At 34.6% G+C, this 18,804-nt stretch carries 17 protein-coding genes; 13 read left to right on the forward strand and 4 right to left on the reverse strand.

Translation table 11 applies throughout. From position 1 onward, the window contains the following. Nucleotides 1-139: 139 nt before the first annotated feature. Both B5X51_RS10620 and B5X51_RS10625 read right to left on the reverse strand, forming a co-directional pair. Entirely contained in the window at nucleotides 140-2,140 is a 2,001-nt protein-coding gene (locus tag B5X51_RS10620; protein ID WP_079721163.1) for a M56 family metallopeptidase, read from the reverse strand. A gap of 3 nt (nucleotides 2,141-2,143) precedes the next feature. After that, nucleotides 2,144-2,509: a BlaI/MecI/CopY family transcriptional regulator gene (locus tag B5X51_RS10625; protein WP_079721164.1), complete on the reverse strand. Its 366-nt coding sequence runs from the start codon at nucleotides 2,507-2,509 to the stop codon at nucleotides 2,144-2,146. A gap of 221 nt (nucleotides 2,510-2,730) precedes the next feature. Here B5X51_RS10625 and B5X51_RS10630 point away from each other — a divergent pair, with 221 nt between their 5' ends. From B5X51_RS10630 to B5X51_RS10675, 10 genes are all read left to right on the forward strand, one after another. Then, nucleotides 2,731-3,678: a calcium/sodium antiporter gene (locus tag B5X51_RS10630; protein ID WP_079721165.1), complete on the forward strand. Its 948-nt coding sequence runs from the start codon at nucleotides 2,731-2,733 to the stop codon at nucleotides 3,676-3,678. A gap of 122 nt (nucleotides 3,679-3,800) precedes the next feature. Beyond that, nucleotides 3,801-5,987 (forward strand): glutamine synthetase III family protein, encoded by a 2,187-nt coding sequence (locus B5X51_RS10635; protein WP_079721166.1) that lies wholly within the window; start codon nucleotides 3,801-3,803, stop codon nucleotides 5,985-5,987. Nucleotides 5,988-6,959: 972 nt separating this feature from the next. Beyond that, nucleotides 6,960-7,703 (forward strand): hypothetical protein, encoded by a 744-nt coding sequence (locus B5X51_RS16000; RefSeq protein ID WP_262506831.1) that lies wholly within the window; start codon nucleotides 6,960-6,962, stop codon nucleotides 7,701-7,703. A gap of 70 nt (nucleotides 7,704-7,773) precedes the next feature. Then, a complete protein-coding gene (locus B5X51_RS10645) occupies nucleotides 7,774-8,259 on the forward strand; it encodes a hypothetical protein (RefSeq protein ID WP_139374877.1) in 486 nt (161 codons plus the stop codon). 5 nt (nucleotides 8,260-8,264) lie between these two features. Beyond that, the gene (csgH, locus tag B5X51_RS10650) at nucleotides 8,265-9,017 is read left to right on the forward strand and encodes a curli-like amyloid fiber formation chaperone CsgH (RefSeq protein WP_176132754.1); all 753 of its coding nucleotides are present in this window, start codon (nucleotides 8,265-8,267) and stop codon (nucleotides 9,015-9,017) included. A 19-nt stretch (nucleotides 9,018-9,036) separates the two neighbouring features. Continuing rightward, a complete protein-coding gene (locus tag B5X51_RS10655; protein ID WP_079721170.1) occupies nucleotides 9,037-9,435 on the forward strand; it encodes a curli production assembly/transport component CsgF in 399 nt (132 codons plus the stop codon). A gap of 11 nt (nucleotides 9,436-9,446) precedes the next feature. Beyond that, a complete protein-coding gene (locus B5X51_RS10660) occupies nucleotides 9,447-10,856 on the forward strand; it encodes a CsgG/HfaB family protein (RefSeq protein ID WP_079721171.1) in 1,410 nt (469 codons plus the stop codon). A gap of 2 nt (nucleotides 10,857-10,858) precedes the next feature. Next, nucleotides 10,859-12,349, forward strand: coding sequence for a carboxypeptidase regulatory-like domain-containing protein (locus tag B5X51_RS10665; RefSeq protein WP_079721172.1), 1,491 nt, complete (start codon nucleotides 10,859-10,861; stop codon nucleotides 12,347-12,349). Nucleotides 12,350-12,469: 120 nt separating this feature from the next. Continuing rightward, nucleotides 12,470-13,648 carry an AIR synthase related protein gene (locus B5X51_RS10670; RefSeq protein WP_079721173.1) on the forward strand — a complete coding sequence of 393 codons (1,179 nt, stop codon included), beginning with the start codon at nucleotides 12,470-12,472 and terminating at the stop codon, nucleotides 13,646-13,648. 221 nt (nucleotides 13,649-13,869) lie between these two features. Further along, a complete protein-coding gene (locus B5X51_RS10675) occupies nucleotides 13,870-14,592 on the forward strand; it encodes a hypothetical protein (RefSeq protein ID WP_079721174.1) in 723 nt (240 codons plus the stop codon). A gap of 67 nt (nucleotides 14,593-14,659) precedes the next feature. On the opposite strand, the gene B5X51_RS10680 is transcribed toward B5X51_RS10675, so the two are convergent. Next, nucleotides 14,660-15,319, reverse strand: a complete 660-nt coding sequence (locus B5X51_RS10680; RefSeq protein WP_079721175.1) for an ATP-binding cassette domain-containing protein — start codon at nucleotides 15,317-15,319, stop codon at nucleotides 14,660-14,662. A gap of 383 nt (nucleotides 15,320-15,702) precedes the next feature. Here B5X51_RS10680 and prfA point away from each other — a divergent pair, with 383 nt between their 5' ends. From prfA to B5X51_RS10695, 3 genes are all read left to right on the forward strand, one after another. After that, the gene (prfA, locus tag B5X51_RS10685) at nucleotides 15,703-16,779 is read left to right on the forward strand and encodes a peptide chain release factor 1 (RefSeq protein ID WP_079721176.1); all 1,077 of its coding nucleotides are present in this window, start codon (nucleotides 15,703-15,705) and stop codon (nucleotides 16,777-16,779) included. Nucleotides 16,780-16,988: 209 nt separating this feature from the next. Beyond that, the gene (gene pyrF / locus B5X51_RS10690; protein WP_079721177.1) at nucleotides 16,989-17,807 is read left to right on the forward strand and encodes an orotidine-5'-phosphate decarboxylase; all 819 of its coding nucleotides are present in this window, start codon (nucleotides 16,989-16,991) and stop codon (nucleotides 17,805-17,807) included. Nucleotides 17,808-17,816: 9 nt separating this feature from the next. Then, nucleotides 17,817-18,590 (forward strand): ABC transporter substrate-binding protein, encoded by a 774-nt coding sequence (locus B5X51_RS10695; protein WP_079721178.1) that lies wholly within the window; start codon nucleotides 17,817-17,819, stop codon nucleotides 18,588-18,590. Here B5X51_RS10695 and B5X51_RS10700 read toward each other — a convergent pair. Then, nucleotides 18,587-18,769: a Lacal_2735 family protein gene (locus tag B5X51_RS10700; RefSeq protein ID WP_079721179.1), complete on the reverse strand. Its 183-nt coding sequence runs from the start codon at nucleotides 18,767-18,769 to the stop codon at nucleotides 18,587-18,589. The genes B5X51_RS10695 and B5X51_RS10700 overlap by 4 nt on opposite strands. Nucleotides 18,770-18,804 lie beyond the last annotated feature (35 nt).

The raw sequence follows: 18,804 nt of genomic DNA on the forward strand, positions 1-18,804 counted from the left end.
TTAAAAAATAACAATTTATTCCTATCAGCTATTTAGCTGCTTCTATAAGAATTGTTTACTCAAAGATATTGAAAATCAGTTAAACGAAAAAGGCAGGTAATGAGCCTGCCTTTAAATTCAAATTAAGAAATCAAAGAAATTATTCTTTGATTTCTTTTTTGGTAGTAACTTCTATAGCTCCATTTTCGGCCTCTTCGCCATATTTGTCAATTGCACTTTTACCTTTTAGAACATTTATTTTTTCAATATTTACGGACTTAATTTCCTTTAAAATAGCTTCATTTGACTTTTTACCATCAATAATTATTACCGGGCCAATTTTTTCTTCGAGGTTAATGTGAAAATTGATTTTTTCGTCAGATTCTTTAGTCCATTGAAAAGCATTGATATCCTCTCCCGTGCGAAAACCAATTTCTTTTCCAGACATTATTTCCTGATCGGTTTTTTTCTGAAATCTTTGAAACCCGAATGAACGTCCTTTACCTTTTTTTGTATTTTTTCTTTTAGACGATCTATCTAATACTTTAGTAGTAATAATCACCGCGCCGTCTTTGGCTTCCTCGCCATAAAGAGAAATCGCGCTCTCACCTTTGAGCACATTTACACTTTCAATTAATTTGTTATCTATAAGTTCTATAATTTCCATTTTGCTTTTTTCGCCGTTTAAAATATAAATTGGGTCTCCTGGAATTTTTTTAGGCTTTTTAGAAATTTTGGTAGAGATAAGTATTACCCCATTTTCACCATTTTTCCCGGCTTCATGTATGGCTTTTTTCCCCTTAAGTACCTGCACTTTGGCTATATTCTCAGGGTCCAGGCTCTCTACATCTTTTTTAAAGGCTTTTTTACCGTCAATTTTATAAATCAAATCTTCCGGCAGTTTTTCTTCTTTTATAGTTTCAACATCAACCTCGGTTAAGCGGGAATCAGTTGGTTCGTTCGGTTTTTTATTACCAATAAAGATAAAAGCAATTTTCCCGGCTTCATGAAATTTGGCAGCAATTTTAAACGCTAGCATATTCCCATTTTTATCAGTTTCAGACTGGAATGTTTGAGTATCGCCTTTTTCTAAAGTATAGGAGATATTAATATTTTTTAACTTATTAGCTGAATACTTGAGGTCACGCCACTCAAGTTTCACCATTTTTTCAGCGAAAGCATGTTGAAATTTTTCCAGATCGGCTTTTGAAGTATTTTCTGAAAAATTTGCTTCTAAAACTTTTTGATTTTCTTTAGAATTTATGTTGAACCTAGTATTGTTTTCTGAAAGGTTGTTGCTAGCCTGGGTCTTTACATTAAATATGAGCATAAAGGCTAAAATTGCCGGAAAAACAAGGCTTATTTTCCAAAGACAGGGATTTTTAGTAGTTTTTTTGTTTAGCATAAGAATTCGTTTTTTGATAAATGATTGATAAAAATGATTGGTGAGTGCCGGTTGTGAATTTGTAATAGAAACCTTTACTAATGCTTGCTGATATGATTTCTTTGCCCCGGATAGTGCCACGGTCTCCTTGTCGGCTATATACTCCAGGTTTTGTTCCACACTTTTTTTATATAACCAGCTTAACGGATTAAACCAAAGTAGGGCAGTAGTGAGATTAGCGATTATTATATCTAAGGAATGCAGTTGAGACGCATGAATTTTTTCGTGTAGTAAGATCATTTCAAGATCTTGCTCTGAATGCGTTTCCGGATTGTAAACGATAAATTTGAAAAATGAAAACGGACTTATCGCAGTATCTGTTTTTATAAATTTAAAATTACCGTTTTTAGAGATGGTACTATTGGATATGAGCTTTAAAATACCGTAAAGCTGAAATGTAATTCGACTTAAAAAGAAAGTGGCGATAAATATGTAAACCGTCCCGAGAACTTCCCAGATTCCCAAAGTGGCTGCTAAATTTCCTGAAACTTCCTGAGTAGTTATTGGAATCTGATTCAATGAAAAATTATTGGCTTCCACAATTACTTTACGGGTGAAATAAATAGCAGGTAAAATTGCCGATGCAAAAATACCACCCAATAAAAACCTTCGATTCACCTGGAAATTAGTATCTCTTATAAGTAAAACAATATAAGCCAGGTGAAAAATAGATAGGAGTCCGGCGCTTTTAAATAAATAGGTTAGCAATGCTTCCATAACCTATTCCTTGTTTTCTTTTTCTATAATTTCAAGGATTTCCCGAAGTTCTTTTGCACTAATTTTTTCTTCTTTAGCGAAAAATGAGACCATGCTTTTATAAGAATTATCAAAAAAGCGTTTAGAGGTCAGACTCATAATATGTTTTCTGTATTCTTCTTTTGAGATCACCGGGTAATATTGGTGGGTGTTGCCGTAGGCTGTGTGAGACACAAAACCTTTATCTTCTAGGTGCCGAACTATTGTAGATACGGTGTTGTAATGCAATTTTTGGTCTTTAATCTTAGGTAAAATCTCTTTTACAAAGGCTTTCTCTAATTGCCAGAGAATGCGCATTACTTCTTCTTCCTTGTTGGTTAATTTTTTCATCTCTAATTTTTGCTTATTTCAAATATAACGAAATAAATAGTTTAACTACTAAATAAGTAGTTGATTTTTTCCTTTTATAATGTTTTTGAGTTTGGCTTTATATTGAAATTTAAATATTTCGAGGCTTTCCTCGATAAAAATGTATTCATTTAATACCTTCTGGGCTTGCCTTCGGGGTAGTTTACTAACAGGATTATTTTATCTTCGCAAAAAACTTTTAGATGAGTATTGCTTTTATTCTTATTGGGCTTGTTTTATTGGTAGTAGGTGGGGAGTTTTTGGTTAGAGCTTCAGTAGCCTTATCTTTTAAATTAAATGTTTCCAGAATGGTGATTGGGTTAACGGTGGTTTCCTTCGCTACTTCTGCCCCGGAACTTTTGGTAAGCCTGCAGGCTGCCCTTTCTGGCTTTTCAGATATTTCCCTCGGAAATGTTATAGGATCCAATATTGCCAATTTAGGATTAGTGCTGGGGATTACCGCTATAATTTCCTCTATTGCGGTAGATAGGGAGTTCTACCGATTTAACTGGCCGGCGATGATGATATTTTCTATCGTGCTATATTACTTTTTAAGTAGCGGGGGGAATATCTCTCGTATAGAAGGTATAATCTTATTTGCGGGATTGGTGCTATTTTTATTTCTATTGATAAGAAGATCTCGTAGAAAGACCGAAATAGCCGTAGAAGGAATAGATGATTCCTTAAAAGATACGTCTAATTTTAAAATGATTATTTGGTTGCTCATTGGTGGTGTTTCGCTTTGGGGAGGGTCAGAACTATTAGTAGATGGCGCAGTAGACCTGGCAACAATGCTTGGGGTAAGTGAAAGAGTGATTTCGGTTACCATGATCGCTATAGGAACAAGCGTTCCTGAGCTTGCGGCTTCAGTAATTGCCGCTTTAAAAAAGGAAAAGGCACTTTCATTAGGAAATCTTATAGGGTCAAATATTTTTAATATTGCTTCGGTTTTAGGGATTACGGCAATGATTCAACCAATCTACATTCAATCAGATCAAATACTTACCAACGACATTTTTTGGATGATAGGGGTTGCTTTTGCCATTGCTCCATTGGCTTTTCTTCCTAAAAAGTTTCTTTTTAACCGGTACAAGGGAATAATTTTGTTTGTAAGCTATGTGATTTTTACGGGTCTTGCATTTTTGGGTTAATTTTAGGGGGGTGTATTAAGAAAGTCATAAAAATTTCAATCGAGGGGTGGTTGTTTGGTGGGGTGTGTGTAAAAATACATACATTTGTTAGCTGAAATTTAAAATTATCAAACAACACAGTCATGTCAACTTTAAGATTTGAAGCTTTAAAAGAAATTTTTAACCGCAAGCCGGTTAAGATAGAAGAGCCGGCCAGAAGGTCTGAGATTTTTGGAACAAATGTTTTCAACGAAGCCTCTATGAGACAATACCTTACCAAGGAAGCTTACCAAAATGTTATGGAAGCTAATAAAACAGGTAAGAAAATTGAACGTAGGGTGTCAGACCATATTTCTACCGGAATGAAAGAATGGGCTATTTCAAAAGGAGCAACCCATTATACGCACTGGTTCCAGCCATTAACAGGAACAACAGCAGAAAAACACGATGCTTTTTTTGAAACTCAAAGTGACGGAGGTGCCATAGAAAAATTTGGTGGAGGTGCTTTGGTACAACAAGAACCAGATGCCTCAAGTTTTCCTAGTGGAGGAATAAGAAATACTTTTGAAGCCCGTGGATATACTGCCTGGGACCCTACTTCTCCGGCCTTTATTTGGGGGACAACACTTTGTATTCCTACGATCTTTGTATCTTATACCGGTGAAGCCCTGGACCATAAAACACCACTTTTAAGGGCACTGCAATCTGTAGATCAGGCAGCAACCGCTGTAGCAAAATATTTTGATAAAAACGTTACCAAGGTGACGGCTACTTTAGGCTGGGAGCAAGAGTATTTTCTTATAGACTCGGCTTTAGCCGCCACACGTCCCGACCTTACTTTGGCAGGACGTACCTTGCTTGGGCATTCGCCTGCAAAGGGACAACAATTAGACGACCACTATTTTGGTTCTATCCCGTCAAGGGTTTTGGCTTATATCCGAGACCTGGAAATTGAGTGCATGAAACTTGGTATTCCAGTAAAAACGCGTCATAACGAAGTAGCTCCAAATCAATTTGAGCTAGCGCCAATATTTGAAGAAGGAAATCTTGCCGTAGACCATAACTCTTTGCTTATGGATATTATGAGTAAAATTGCCGAGAAGCATAATTTTAAGGTGATTTTACACGAGAAGCCATTTGCAGGAATAAATGGTAGTGGTAAACATAATAACTGGTCTCTGGCAACAGATACCGGTACTAATTTATTAGCTCCGGGTTCTACGCCAATGAAGAACCTTCAGTTTCTTACATTCTTTATTAATATCCTTAAAGCGGTTCATGATAACGAAGAGCTTTTAAGAGCCGGGATTGCAAGTGCATCTAACGATCATAGGTTAGGCGCACAAGAAGCACCACCAGCAATTATTTCAGCGTTTATTGGAACGCAATTAACCGAAGTTTTGGATGAATTAGAAAAGGTAACTGACGGTAAATTATCTCCTAAAGAGAAAACAGAATTAAAACTAAATGTAGTAGGTAAAATACCAGAAATTTTACTTGATAATACAGATCGTAACCGTACTTCTTCTTTTGCCTTTACCGGTAATAAATTTGAATTTAGAGCAGTAGGTTCTACCGCTAATTGTGGTAATCCTATGACCATTCTAAATACCATCTTATCTAAACAACTTATAGACTTTAAAGCAGAAGTTGACGAGTTGATAAAAGGTAAAAAGATGAAGAAAGACGATGCTATCTTTAACGTTCTTAGAGAATACATTAAGCAATCTAAGAATATCCGTTTTGAAGGAGATGGTTATGGCGAAGCCTGGGAAAAAGAAGCTAAAAAACGTGGTCTAAGTAACAATAGAACTACACCTCAAGCTCTTAAAGCATTAACTTCTGAAAAAACAATATCACTTTTTACAGGATTAAAAGTGATGAATAAAATTGAGTTGGAAGCCCGTCATGAAATTCAACTTGAGGATTATGCGATGCGTATCCAGATTGAAGGTAGAATTCTTGGCGATATTGCCCGAAATCACGTAATCCCAACTGCGGTTCGTTATCAAAATATTCTAATTGAAAACGTAGAAGGTTTAAAGCATATATATAATGAAGACTTTAAGAAGCATTCTAACGAACAATTAGAGATTATCGAAGAAATTTCTGCCCATATCGCTAAAATAAATAGCGGTGTTAAAGCGATGATAGAGGCTAGAAAAGTTGCTAATAAGATTGATGATGCAGAAAAGCGTGCTTTCTCTTATTGTGATGAGGTGAAGCCTTATTTTGATGAAATAAGATATCACTGTGATAAACTGGAACTGCTTGTAGACGACGAACTTTGGCCATTAACCAAGTACAGAGAATTGTTATTTACTCGATAATCGAGATTTGAAGCTTTATTGGTTCACTGTGAAGTGATTTGCCGGATAATCCGTGAAGTTTAAAAATTGGATAGAAAGCCACGTGTGTAATGCACGTGGTTTTTTTTTGTTTTAGAGCTAACCTGGAAGAGTTTTAAGAGCAGCTGGTGAATTAAATTTATCTGGTATCTCTATAATTTAAATTCTTATTTGGGAAGGTCTTCTTGATTTTATAATGCTTCAGCACTTTTAAGCTTGTTTATACTTGAAATTACTTTTATTGACGTTGAAATTTATAAGTTATTTCCTACATTTTGTGTTTTTAGCTGATTTTCAGAAAGATATCTTTTTAAATTCAATTTTAAGATACGATTTTGTTTTTAAAAACCTGATAATCAAAATATTATTGTGTTTTTTTCGTTCTGAAAAATTGAATTATTTTTCGTGAATAAATTTTATCAGAAAGTTCACATAAGACCGATTAATTAACCTTCTTAAAGACTTGAAACTAATTTCAAGGTTACTTTCCTTTTTAATTAAACTTCAAAAATTTCAGGATTAATAACTTCATAAAACGTCTGATAATGAAACGTTTAAAAGCTTGGTGGCTTCAAAAGCTTTCAAACAAAAAGATAGTGAGAAATTTCCTACGATTTCTAAGGGATTTTTTTAATGTTTTTCACTATAATCGTCTGATTATTGATCCTTTACATTTTATCAAAAAATGCAGCGATTCATCGAAAAATAAAAATTCGTCCAGATTAGCATTATATATTAGCATCAGAATTTAATACGCAACTCCCCCTACCTTGGTTGATTTAAATTCTAAAATCCTACGTAATCCCTACATAAGTTAAATTCTATAATAAGAAATTTTTATAGAGCTAAAATGAACTGTTTTGCCCCTAAGTGAAATTGTAAGTTTTTAATTTAAATATTTTTTAACCTTAATTTTTTATTATGAAAAAAGTGATTTTTTGCGCAGGAGCGTTAATGTTTGGGGCAGTAGCATTTGCTCAAAGTAATTTTAGTTCAGTTGATCAGTCAGGTAACAACAATGCCTCGGATGTTGATCAACAAGGTTTGATGAATTCATCTTATGTTACTCAATCTGGAGCTCACAATTCTGCTGATGTAGATCAAAAGGCTCAGGATAATGAAGCTTTTATTATTCAATCTGGAGATCACAACTCTGCTGTAACAGGCCAGAATGATGACGGACTACAAGGACCTGGGGATAATTTTTCCTGGCAATATCAAAGTGGGAACCACAATGAAGCTGTGATTTCTCAAGACTCTCCTTATACTAACGGAGCTGGAAGCGGAACTGTGAATTCTGTTGCGATGCAGGTACAATCTGGAAATGGAAATGAAGCTAATATTGAACAGTTAAATAGTAATCATATTTCTATGCAAAGCCAATCTGGTAATAATAACTCTGCTGACGATTTTCAAACTGGTGCGGGTCATGAATCTTATACCACACAAAGCGGAAATAACAATGAGAGTGAAGTTTACCAAAATGGATGGGGAAGTGACTCATACGTAATGCAAACTGGAAATCACAATACTAGTGATGTAGAACAAAAAGGAGATCGCCATTTGTCCTGGTCTCTTCAATCTGGAAATCATAATGCCAGTACTGTTATGCAAAGTGGTAGCATGCAGATGAGTATAGTTACACAAAGTGGAAACCATAATAGTTCAATGGTTAATCAAGGTAACCTTGGACAATAGTAAACTAATTAGTAAATACCCCGGATATGATTTTAAGTATCCGGGATATTTTTATTTTAAAAATTTTCCTATGAAAACTATTAGTTTCAGTATTTCCTTATTTCTGTTTTGTTTTATCTTTCAATTAAATGCTCAAGATAATTTAAAGCAAGCTCGAATTCAGACTCTGGTTGGAGAGAATTTTCACACAATTGAACAAAAGGAATTCAAACAGCCGACTAATGAAATTTTCATAAATCAAATAGGAGATAGGAACCAGGTATCTACTACAGTAAGAGTTCAGGAGAATAAATCTGTTTACATTCAAACTGGAAATTATAATAATATTTATTCTAATGTGAATGCTAAAACCTTGACCTCCTCTATTATACAAGATGGAGACAGGAATAAAGTTTTTAGTTTTGTGAACAGGCCAGCGGAAGAAGTAAGTTTAGAACTTAATCAACAAGGAAATAATCATCATTTTGAGCAATTTGGCTCTAATTCTATAGGGAACAAAATGAAATTTCAAATGAATGGTGAATCAAGGTCTTTAATTGTAAGAAATTTTAAATGATTTCTTTGAAGAAAATAATATGTAGATCATTAAAGTTTCTGATTCTACTACATTTATTTACAGTTTCAGCGGAAGCTCAAAATTTCAATTCAGAAGTAGAAGCTTCTATTAGAATAAATGATAGCAAAGATAATCTTCTGGAAATTACAGGTATTTCTAAAAATTTAACCGAAGCTACTTATAGTTTACATTACGAGTTATCTATAATAACCTCTTCCGGGAATAATAATTCTTCAAAAAATTCTCAAACAGGCAGGTTTCCTTTAGAACCTTTTGAAACCCGGGAACTTTCTTCCACTACGGTTTCAATAAACTCTAAACAGCGAACCATTGTTCTCTTAATGATTTACGATGAAGATGATGAGGTAATGGGAACCAGTAGAATGGTATTTGACGAGAAAACACAGAAAAAAGAAGAAAAGCAGTTTTCTTATGAAAATAAAAATGAAGGAATTGAATTAACAAGTATGGTAATTCAAAGTACAAAAACTAAACCTGGAAAAGATTTTTATGACTTTTTTTATCAGCAATACAGTTTAAATCCTGTAAAAGGCAATAAGATGATAAAAATAGAAGAGATGATAAGTTTTGGTCGAACTACAAAAGTAATGGTAAAAGTAGATGATAGGGTAGTTTATGAGTTTTTTGCAAGACCAAAATTAGATTATTTAAAAGAACAGGCTATATCAGCCTTAAAACAGGTGAACAGGTATATGGAATACCTGAAAAACCGAAGCGAAAAGATTTCACAATATTAATTTTTTAATCCCCCCGATTATGAAAAGATTAGTTTTAATTCTATTAATTTTTTGGTGTGCTCCAACATCTGCTCAAGAATTGGTTTACACACCTAAAAACCCTGCATTTGGCGGAGACACATTTAATTATCAATGGCTCTTAAGTAGTGCGGAATCACAAAATTCTTTTGAAGATCCTGATGCATCGCTACAGGACCTTTCTGAAATGGAGCAGTTTACCCAAAGTTTAAATTCCCAATTATTGGGCCAGGTAGGTAGGCAGTTATTTACCGAAGAGTTTGGTGAAGCAGGTTTAGAAGAAGGAAAATATTCTTTTGGCAGTTTAGCTATAGATATTTATCCCTCCAACGAAGGTTTGGTTATCAATATCCTTGATACCAATACCGGCGAACAAACCCAAATTATAGTTCCACAATAAACCTTCTATTTATGAAATTTTTTCAATACTCCATATTAATGGGGGTAGTGGCACTATTTTGTTCTTGCGGATCCTATTTTAATCAGCCTGTAGATTATCAGGATGCTAGAATAGGGGAGAGTACCAATGCTACAAGCGCCCTAAAAAACCTTCCTTTGCCTGAAGAACCGGTAGTAGTAGGTGTTTATAATTTTAGAGATTTAACCGGCCAGTATAAACCCTCAGAAATTGGGAGTACATTCAGTACGGCTGTTACACAAGGTGCGACTTCTATTCTTATAAAAGCCCTGGAAGATTCAAAATGGTTTACTACTATAGAAAGAGAAAACGTAGGAAATCTTTTGAACGAGAGAAATATAATTCGTTCTACTCGGCAGGAATACAGGGCTAACTCTAATACTAATGAACCACAACTTCCACCTTTACTTTATGCGGGAATTATTCTTGAAGGAGGGATAGTGTCTTATGATACCAATATTATTACCGGTGGTTTAGGAGCCAGATATTTTGGTGTGGGTGGTTCTACACAATATAGACAGGATAGAGTGACTATTTATTTAAGAGCTGTTTCCACTTCTAGTGGAAGAATTTTAAAGAATGTATATATTTCTAAAACAATCTTATCGCAAGCTTTAGATGCCAGTTTATTTAAATATGTAAGCTTTCAGCGTTTAATGGAGGCCGAAACGGGATTTACACGAAATGAACCTGTTCAACTAGCGGTTACAGAAGCAATTGAAAAAGGTGTTGAAGCCTTGGTTTTAGAAGGAATTCAAGATGATTTATGGACACCCAGGGAAGATCAAAAACCTTTTGCTGAAAAATTGATTGCTAGCTATAATGCAGAAAAAGAAGACGCATCTGTAAATAGGTTATATAATAGAAAGTTTATAGATAAAAGCGGCAGCTCTTTTGGAGTTAATGTGGGAACCTCCCTTATTAGTGGCGATTACTCTAAAGCTAAAGCAGGTGGAATGTTGAGACTGGATTACACTAAGAATATCTTGCCTTCTCTTTCAGTAAATCTTGCGGGTAATGCTTTCGAACTTGAAAATGAGGGAGCGTTCTCAGAAAAGTTTGTGGGATTAGATGTGAATGGGCAATACAATGTTCTGCCTAATGATACTTTTGGTCCTTACTTATCAGCTGGGGGAGGCGTTATTTATGGTTTGGAAAGTGATGGGCTTCCAGAAGGGATGTCTTCAACCCATTTTAAACTTCAATATGGTCTTGGCCTTGAATATATGCTTACAGATAGATTGGGTATAAGAGGGTTTGCTGAACATAATATTATGTTCAACGACGAGCTGGATCAGCTGGTGCACGGAAAAAGAAACGATCACTATTTCAATTTCAGTGTTGGTCTTAATTTTTATTTGGGTAAATCTAAGCGTGAAAGAAATAACAACTTAAACAATTAATAATGAAAAATCTAAAATATATCTTTCCGCTGTTATTTATTTTCATTTCAGTGGGTTGCAGTGAAGATACTATTGATGCTTTACAAAGTGGAAGTATAACCGGAACTGTAGTGGGAGAGGGAAGTTTTGAGCCTATTGAAAATGTTCGAATTTCTACTACTCCAGCCACTTCTACAGTGTTTACTGATGAGAATGGAGAATTTGTGATTGAGAATGTTGCAGTTGATGAATACTCGGTACAGGCAAGAAAAGAAGGTTTCTTAACTCAATTTGAAGGAGCTGAAGTTTTAGCAGATTCTGAAATAAGCGTGATTTTTGAAATGCAGCCTGAAAATGCAAATAACAAAAAACCTAATGCACCAACATTAATAACTCCACAAGATAATGCTGAAGGAATTCAAACTGTGGTAGATTTCACCTGGAATTCGCAAGATGCAGAAAACGACATACTTACTTATGAACTCGAAATAAGGAATGATCGTAACAATGAGGTAATTAGATTCACTGATTTAAATGATACCGTAAAAAAAGTTGAGGGTTTAAATTACGGATATAAATATTTTTGGCAGGTGAGTGTTTCAGATAGCCTAAATGAACCAGTACTAAGTGAGGTATATTCTTTTAACACATTAGAATTTCCTAAAACACGATTTATATATGTGCGGGAGATGAATAATAATAATGTGATTTTTGCTCGAGATTTAAATGGAAATGAATATCAGCTTACTTCAGAAAACCATAATAGTTTTAGACCACGTAAAAATCATCGCACCAATAAAATAGCTTTTTTGAGAACGGTTGGTAATCAAACTCATTTGTTTACCATGAATTTAGATGGGTCTGTACAAACTCAAATCACTTCAAATATTCCGGTAAATGGTTTTAATCTGGAAAAAGTTGATTTTTCCTGGGCCAATGATGGAGGCAGCTTAGTTTATCCAAATTTTGAAAAGTTATATAAGGTAAATGTAAGCGGAGGAGGAACTTCGCTAATATATGAAGAGCCTAATGATAAATTTATAACCGAGATTGATGTAAGCAAGGATAATTCCCAAATTGCTTTGTTGGTAAATAATGCAAATGGTTACAATGCTGAAATCTACACTATAGATATGTCAGGTAATTTTATGCATTCTGTAATATCAGGTCTTGATGGAGCATTAGGAGGATTAAATTTATCTGTAGATAATCAAAGACTTCTGTATACGAGAGATATCTCAGGCTATGAGAGTGATGATTATCGCCAACTTAACTCCAGAATGTTTATTTATAATTTCAACACCAACCAAAGTATTGATATTAGTGATGATAAACCTGAAGGTACAAACGATTTAGATCCTAGATTTTCACCTAATGAAGCTGAAGTGACTTATGTAAACACATCTAATGATGGTATCTCTGAAATGTTTATTGAACAAACGCTTGTAGAGGGTGGAGGAACTACCAGTAGACAGGAATTATATTCCAATGCTAAGATGCCAGACTGGGAGTGAAAATTTTTATTTTTTTTTGGGGGGAAGCGGTAGCAAATTATGTGCTATCGCTTTTTTTATTTTAGAATACTTCAGTGACTAATCTAATCTGTTTATCTTTGGGGCTTCAACATAAGAATTATGAGTCAGGAAGTAAGTAAAAGATACGCCCAGCGTGGGGTTTCAGCAGGAAAAGAAGATGTGCACAATGCTATTAAAAATGTAGATAAGGGGTTATACCCTAAAGCATTTTGTAAAATAGTGCCAGATTATCTAACTGGTGATACCGATCATTGCTTGATTATGCACGCCGATGGTGCAGGTACTAAATCTTCCCTGGCTTATATGTACTGGAAAGAAACCGGAGATCTTTCGGTTTGGAAGGGAATAGCGCAAGACGCCTTAATAATGAATATAGACGATTTACTTTGTGTAGGCGCTATAGATAATATTATGCTTTCTTCTACGATTGGTAGAAATAAAAATAAGATTCCGGGAGAGGTAATTTCAGCAATAATTAATGGTACCGAAGAATTGATTACCGAATTAAAAGACTTCGGTGTTGAGATTCATTCTACCGGGGGCGAAACTGCCGATGTTGGCGATTTGGTGAGAACTATTATCGTAGATTCTACCGTGACTGCCAGGATGAAAAAATCTGATGTTATTGATAATGCCAATATAAAACCGGGAAATGTAATTGTTGGTTTAGCTTCTTCGGGACAGGCTTCTTACGAAAAAGAATATAATGGCGGGATGGGTAGCAACGGACTTACTTCTGCGCGCCACGATGTTTTTTCAAAAATTTTAGCTGAAAAATATGCTGAAAGTTTTGATAACGATATTCCGGATGAATTGATCTATTCCGGGACTAAATCTTTAACTGATAAGGTTGAAAACTCACCTTTAGATGCAGGGAAATTAGTGCTTTCTCCAACAAGGACTTATGCGCCAATTATTAAGAAAATACTTTCTAAATTTAGCAATAAAGAAATTAATGGGATGGTGCATTGCAGCGGAGGTGCCCAAACCAAGATACTTCATTTTATAGATAATTTACATATTGTAAAAGACAATATGTTTGATGTGCCGCCACTTTTTAAGCTTATTCAAGAGGAAAGTAAAACCGACTGGAAAGAAATGTACCAGGTTTTTAATATGGGGCATCGAATGGAACTTTATGTAAATCCTGAGATAGCCGATGAGATTATAGCTATTTCCAAATCTTTTGATGTAGATGCACAAATTGTGGGTAGGGTAGAAGCTTCAGAAGAAAAGAAACTTACTATAAAAAGTGAGTTCGGGGAGTTTCACTATTAAAGCTTTAACATTTTGGTGATAAAGTCTTTAATTTAAAAGTTTACCTTAATAAGCTATAAAACTAAATAGGCTTACGGTTTTTTGGTTGCGTAAATCTTAATCCTCTTTTTTATTAATAATGATGTATTTCGGGGATAGCTGGAGCTAAAAACCGAGATATTTAGATGAGTCCAAATATTCAAAAAGAGTATTTGTGCTTCTTTAAACTTTAAAATATCTTTTTGGCGAATTCAAAGAATCTCTATAACTCTAAATTTATAATTGCTTCTACAGTATTTTGGGTTATTATAAACTTACTTGGTGTCTATTTTTTAGATGAAGAAGATAGCAGATGGTTAAGAGTAGCTAGTTCACTTTATTTTGTAATATGGAGTTTCACTTTTGGAGTTTTTAAATCCAAAATAGATTATGTTCTGGTATCCTATTTGATTTGCGATATCTCTTTGGTGTATTATGAAATTCAGATTTCTAATTTTATAACATTCATCGCCAGGTCGCTCATTTTCTCTCTTTTAATTTTTATTGTCTTTCCTAAGATTCGATCTGTAAAATTTAAGTTTTTTGAATTGATGCTGGGAATTGCTGTCGTAGCTATCAATATTTATTTGTTGATTGAATTGTTGGACATGGTTCCAAAAGCTTATTTGTACGATTCTTTTTATCCGGCCTACTTGATGCTTACTGGTTTAACTATGTTATTGGTTGTGGTAGCATTTACTTATAACAATAGGTTTAGTAGTAAAAGGAGTTTTTACTTTTTATTGGCCGCGCTTTTTTTAGCTCTTTCTGATGTTAATTTCTTTATCGCTTTTTATTTAGAAGTGCCTGTGTTTAATTACCCTGATAGGTTTTTTCATGTTTTTGCTTTAGGATTACTTCTTCTTTTTTGGATAAAACCTTTAGAAAATAATGCTTATAATAATTTGGATCAAAGAGAGGTTTAATTTTCATCGAAGCTCAGTATAAACTTCAAATTGAATTCTTTTAAAGAAAGCTATAGAAAAAAATAATTCAAAGTGTTCCTACTTTAAGATAATTGTAGTCTTCTAGTTCGTTAGTTTTGCTAATCAATTTTGTGCTGCCATTCTTTAGTAGGTAAAGGGCATCACTGGAATCCAAAATATGCCGATACATGTGGTCACTAAGAATTATAGCTTTTTCTTTCTTTAATTCCTGAATTAAGTTTTTAATTTTTTCAACATAAAGCGGTGAAAGATGTGAAAAAGGCTCGTCTAAAAGAGCAAGTTTAGCTCTGCTATTTAGGCATATATAAATTTCAATAACACGCCGCTGCCCACCTGAAAGATCTCGCATTCTCACTTTTGTGTAAGTTTTAAAATCAGGGAATTTTTTTAGAAACCTCTTAAGATCTACCTTAAAAAGTTGAAAGCAAGTTTCAAGCTTCATTTTTGGCGGAATAAAATTTTGTTGCGGTAGATATGTTACCACTCCGTATTTAAAAAGTGGCTTTAGATAAGGTTTTTTGTTAATCCTAATCAGTTTGTGTCTGGGTTGTAAACTTCCGAAGAAAATATTGAGTAAGCTGCTTTTTCCAGAACCATTAGCGCCGAGTATGCCGGTAACCTTTCCTGTTTCTGCTTTTAAGTAAATCCCATTTAGAATTTGCTTTTCGGCAAAATAAAGCTCAACGTTATCAATTTCAAAAATCATAATATCAGAGAATAAATTACGGCTGAAATAGTGATGAAAATAAAATCTATAAGGAAACTGAATAAAAACAGTCTTATGCTACTCAAGGAAAGGTTTTGGTAAAAGTAAAGCTGGTGTTTATAGGAAGTTTTATACAAATAGAATATCAGTACGCCAATTGCAAGTTTAAATATCACGATAAATATTATCGGGTTTCCGAAAAACAGGAAGAAGAAATTCAATAAAATAGACCCCAAAATAAATTGTCGGTAGAAATATAAGATCGCCCTGGTTTTGCTTAGCATTTTAATTCTCTTGGAGATTTCAATTTACAATTCTTTTTTCAATCTTATAAATCGATCAATTTATCGTAAATTTGTGTTCCTAAAAATCAGAGTGATTATATGATCGAGAAGCTTAATATAGTAAAGCAGCGTTTTGATGAGGTGAATGATTTAATTATTCAGCCAGATGTGATATCAGATCAAAAGCGATATATAGAACTAAATAAAGAATATAAAGACCTTAGGGCCTTAATGGATGAGCGCGAAAGATATTTAGAGCTCACCAATAATATTGAAGAGGCAAAGGAAATTATTTCTGACGGTAGCGATGCTGAAATGACCGAAATGGCCAAAATGCAATTGGAAGAAGCCGAAAAGGAAGTTCCGAAGCTGGAAGAAAAGATTAGGATGATGTTGGTGCCTAAAGATCCAGACGACGCCAAGAACGTGGTGATGGAAATTAGAGCAGGTACCGGTGGTGATGAAGCCAGTATTTTTGCCGGAGATCTTTATAGAATGTATACTAAGTATGTTGAAAGCAAAGGCTGGAGACATAATATTGTAGATTATAGCGAAGGTACAAGTGGCGGATTTAAAGAGATGATTTTTGAAGTTTCCGGAGAAGATGTATATGGAACAATGAAGTTTGAAGCCGGTGTACACCGTGTGCAACGTGTTCCACAAACCGAAACTCAGGGACGTGTGCATACCTCTGCCGCTACTGTAATGGTACTTCCTGAAGCTGAAGAATTTGATGTAGAGATAGATCCAAAAGAAGTAAGAATAGATTATTTCTGTTCTTCTGGTCCCGGCGGGCAATCGGTGAACACTACGTATTCTGCGGTGCGTTTAACTCACGAACCAACCGGTTTGGTGGCTCAGTGTCAGGATCAAAAATCGCAGCATAAAAACAAAGAGAAAGCTTTTAGAGTGTTACGTTCCCGTTTATATGAAATGGAACTTGCCAAAAAGCAGGAAGCAGATGCAGCTAAAAGAAACTCTATGGTTTCCAGTGGAGACCGTAGTGCGAAAATTAGAACCTATAATTATTCCCAGGGAAGGGTTACAGATCACCGTATAAACCTTACCCTTTATGATCTTTCAAATATCATTAACGGGGATATTCAAAAGATAATTGATGAATTACGATTGGTAGAAAATACCGAGAAGCTGAAAGAAAATTCAGATATATTCTAACAATTTCGGAGGTGCCTATTATCGTCAAGCTGAACTTGTTTCAGCTTCTAACTTGTTTGAGATATTAACTAATTAGATTCTGAAATGAATTCAGAATGACGATTTTAATAAATTTTCAATAGCCTCTAGTTTTATTTCAAGAAATACTTTCCGCGAAAGCGGAATTTTCTTTTTATATTTCAAATCATGCTAACCACAAACCATAAACTATGTCTCCACAAGAATTAACTAAACAGATCTTTAAAAAGAAATCGTTTTTATGCGTGGGACTGGATGTAGACATAGACAGGATTCCCACCTATTTGCTTTCTGAAGACGATCCTATTTTTGAATTCAATAAAGCCATAATAGATGCTACTCATAAATTTTGTGTGGCCTATAAGCCTAATATCGCTTTTTATGAAGCCAATGGGGTTGAAGGCTGGCAGGCTTTAGAAAAGACAATAAACTATCTTCATCACGAATATCCCGAAATTTATACTATTGCTGACGCTAAGCGGGGCGATATTGGGAATACATCCAGGATGTATGCCAAGACTTTTCTTCAAGACCTTGGGTTTGATTCGGTAACCGTGGCGCCATATATGGGAAAAGATTCGGTAGAGCCGTTTTTAGAGTTTGAAAATAGGCAGGCAATTTTATTGGCTTTAACCTCTAATGAAGGCGCTTTCGATTTTCAAACACAGGAAGTTAATGGAGAGGAGCTTTATAAAACAGTGCTAAAAACTTCTAAAACCTGGAAAAATTCAGAGAATTTAATGTATGTAGTAGGAGCTACCAAAGCAGAGTTCTTAAAAGAAATAAGAGAGATTATTCCAGAAAATTTTCTTTTGGTACCTGGGGTTGGAGCACAGGGTGGAAAACTGGAAGATGTTTGTAAATACGGAATGACGAAAAATGTAGGTCTCCTGGTAAATTCCTCCCGAAAAATTATTTATGCTTCAGAATCTTCGAATTTTGCTGAAATAGCCGGAGCTAAAGCTGAAGTGCTTCAGAAACAAATGGCCGAAGAGTTAAATAAGCTTTAGTGTTTTAAGATGGAAGTTAAAGATCAATTACAAAGAAAGATTTCCCTTCCAAACGTTCCCAGGCGAATTATCTCTTTAGTACCCAGTCAAACCGAACTTCTTATAGATATGGGTTTGGAAGAACAGTTGGTTGGAATCACTAAATTTTGTGTGCATCCCAAATACCTTCGGAAAACCAAAACCATTGTAGGGGGAACAAAGCAGGTTAAGATTGAAAAAATCAAAGCTTTAGAGCCAGATATTATTCTCTGTAATAAAGAGGAGAATACCAAAGAAATGGTGACAGCGCTGGAAAAAATTGCTCCCGTGCACGTTTCAGATATTGTAAAAATTGAAGATTCCTTTGAGTTGATGAAGCAGTATGGCGAGATTTTTCGCAAAGAAGCTTTGGTGGAAACTATGGTTAATTCTGTAATAAAAAAAATTGAGGTGCTACAGGAACAACTCAAAGATAAATCTATTAGAAAAGTAGCTTATTTTATTTGGAAGAAACCTTTAATGGTTGCCGGGAAAGACACGTTTATAGATGAACTTTTAAAGCTGAATAAATTTGAAAATGTGTTTAATACCTCTAGATATCCGGAAACCTCTTTTGAAGAATTAAAAGTTAAAAATCCTGATTTATTACTACTTTCATCTGAGCCATTTCCCTTTGAGGAAAAGCATAAAGAATACTTTTCAGACCTAAATATAGAAATTGAATTGGTAGATGGCGAATATTTTAGTTGGTATGGTTCCCGATTGGTAAAAGCAATGGACTATTTTAGAACAATCAATTTTTAATGGTCTATTTTATCGTACTGCATTCTTCTAAGTTCCTCTAGAATTTTTTTTGCTCTCTCATTCAATCGGTCGCTTTCCGCTTTATCGGTAAGTGCCAACTTATAAGATTTGTGCATAAGATGTGTGTACTTATCACAAAGGCATTCTTCTGTAGATTTTGTTTCAAAGATTTTGAACATAATTTTGTTTTCGTCTTTGATGCAAAGATAGGAGT

Source organism: Salegentibacter holothuriorum (assembly GCF_900168045.1).
Taxonomy (GTDB): domain Bacteria; phylum Bacteroidota; class Bacteroidia; order Flavobacteriales; family Flavobacteriaceae; genus Salegentibacter; species Salegentibacter holothuriorum.

Excerpts from the sequence above, each read along its gene's own strand:
- B5X51_RS10700 (WP_079721179.1), bottom strand. The coding sequence starts at position 18,769 with ATGTTCAAAATCTTTGAAACAAAATCTACAGAAGAATGCCTTTGTGAT.
- B5X51_RS10680 (WP_079721175.1), bottom strand. The coding sequence starts at position 15,319 with ATGATTTTTGAAATTGATAACGTTGAGCTTTATTTTGCCGAAAAGCAA.
- B5X51_RS10645 (WP_139374877.1), top strand. The coding sequence starts at position 7,774 with ATGAAAACTATTAGTTTCAGTATTTCCTTATTTCTGTTTTGTTTTATC.
- B5X51_RS10660 (WP_079721171.1), top strand. The coding sequence starts at position 9,447 with ATGAAATTTTTTCAATACTCCATATTAATGGGGGTAGTGGCACTATTT.
- pyrF (WP_079721177.1), top strand. The coding sequence starts at position 16,989 with ATGTCTCCACAAGAATTAACTAAACAGATCTTTAAAAAGAAATCGTTT.
- B5X51_RS10665 (WP_079721172.1), top strand. The coding sequence starts at position 10,859 with ATGAAAAATCTAAAATATATCTTTCCGCTGTTATTTATTTTCATTTCA.
- B5X51_RS10630 (WP_079721165.1), top strand. The coding sequence starts at position 2,731 with ATGAGTATTGCTTTTATTCTTATTGGGCTTGTTTTATTGGTAGTAGGT.
- B5X51_RS10625 (WP_079721164.1), bottom strand. The coding sequence starts at position 2,509 with ATGAAAAAATTAACCAACAAGGAAGAAGAAGTAATGCGCATTCTCTGG.
- B5X51_RS10695 (WP_079721178.1), top strand. The coding sequence starts at position 17,817 with ATGGAAGTTAAAGATCAATTACAAAGAAAGATTTCCCTTCCAAACGTT.
- B5X51_RS10670 (WP_079721173.1), top strand. The coding sequence starts at position 12,470 with ATGAGTCAGGAAGTAAGTAAAAGATACGCCCAGCGTGGGGTTTCAGCA.
- B5X51_RS10635 (WP_079721166.1), top strand. The coding sequence starts at position 3,801 with ATGTCAACTTTAAGATTTGAAGCTTTAAAAGAAATTTTTAACCGCAAG.
- prfA (WP_079721176.1), top strand. The coding sequence starts at position 15,703 with ATGATCGAGAAGCTTAATATAGTAAAGCAGCGTTTTGATGAGGTGAAT.
- B5X51_RS10620 (WP_079721163.1), bottom strand. The coding sequence starts at position 2,140 with ATGGAAGCATTGCTAACCTATTTATTTAAAAGCGCCGGACTCCTATCT.
- B5X51_RS16000 (WP_262506831.1), top strand. The coding sequence starts at position 6,960 with ATGTTTGGGGCAGTAGCATTTGCTCAAAGTAATTTTAGTTCAGTTGAT.
- B5X51_RS10655 (WP_079721170.1), top strand. The coding sequence starts at position 9,037 with ATGAAAAGATTAGTTTTAATTCTATTAATTTTTTGGTGTGCTCCAACA.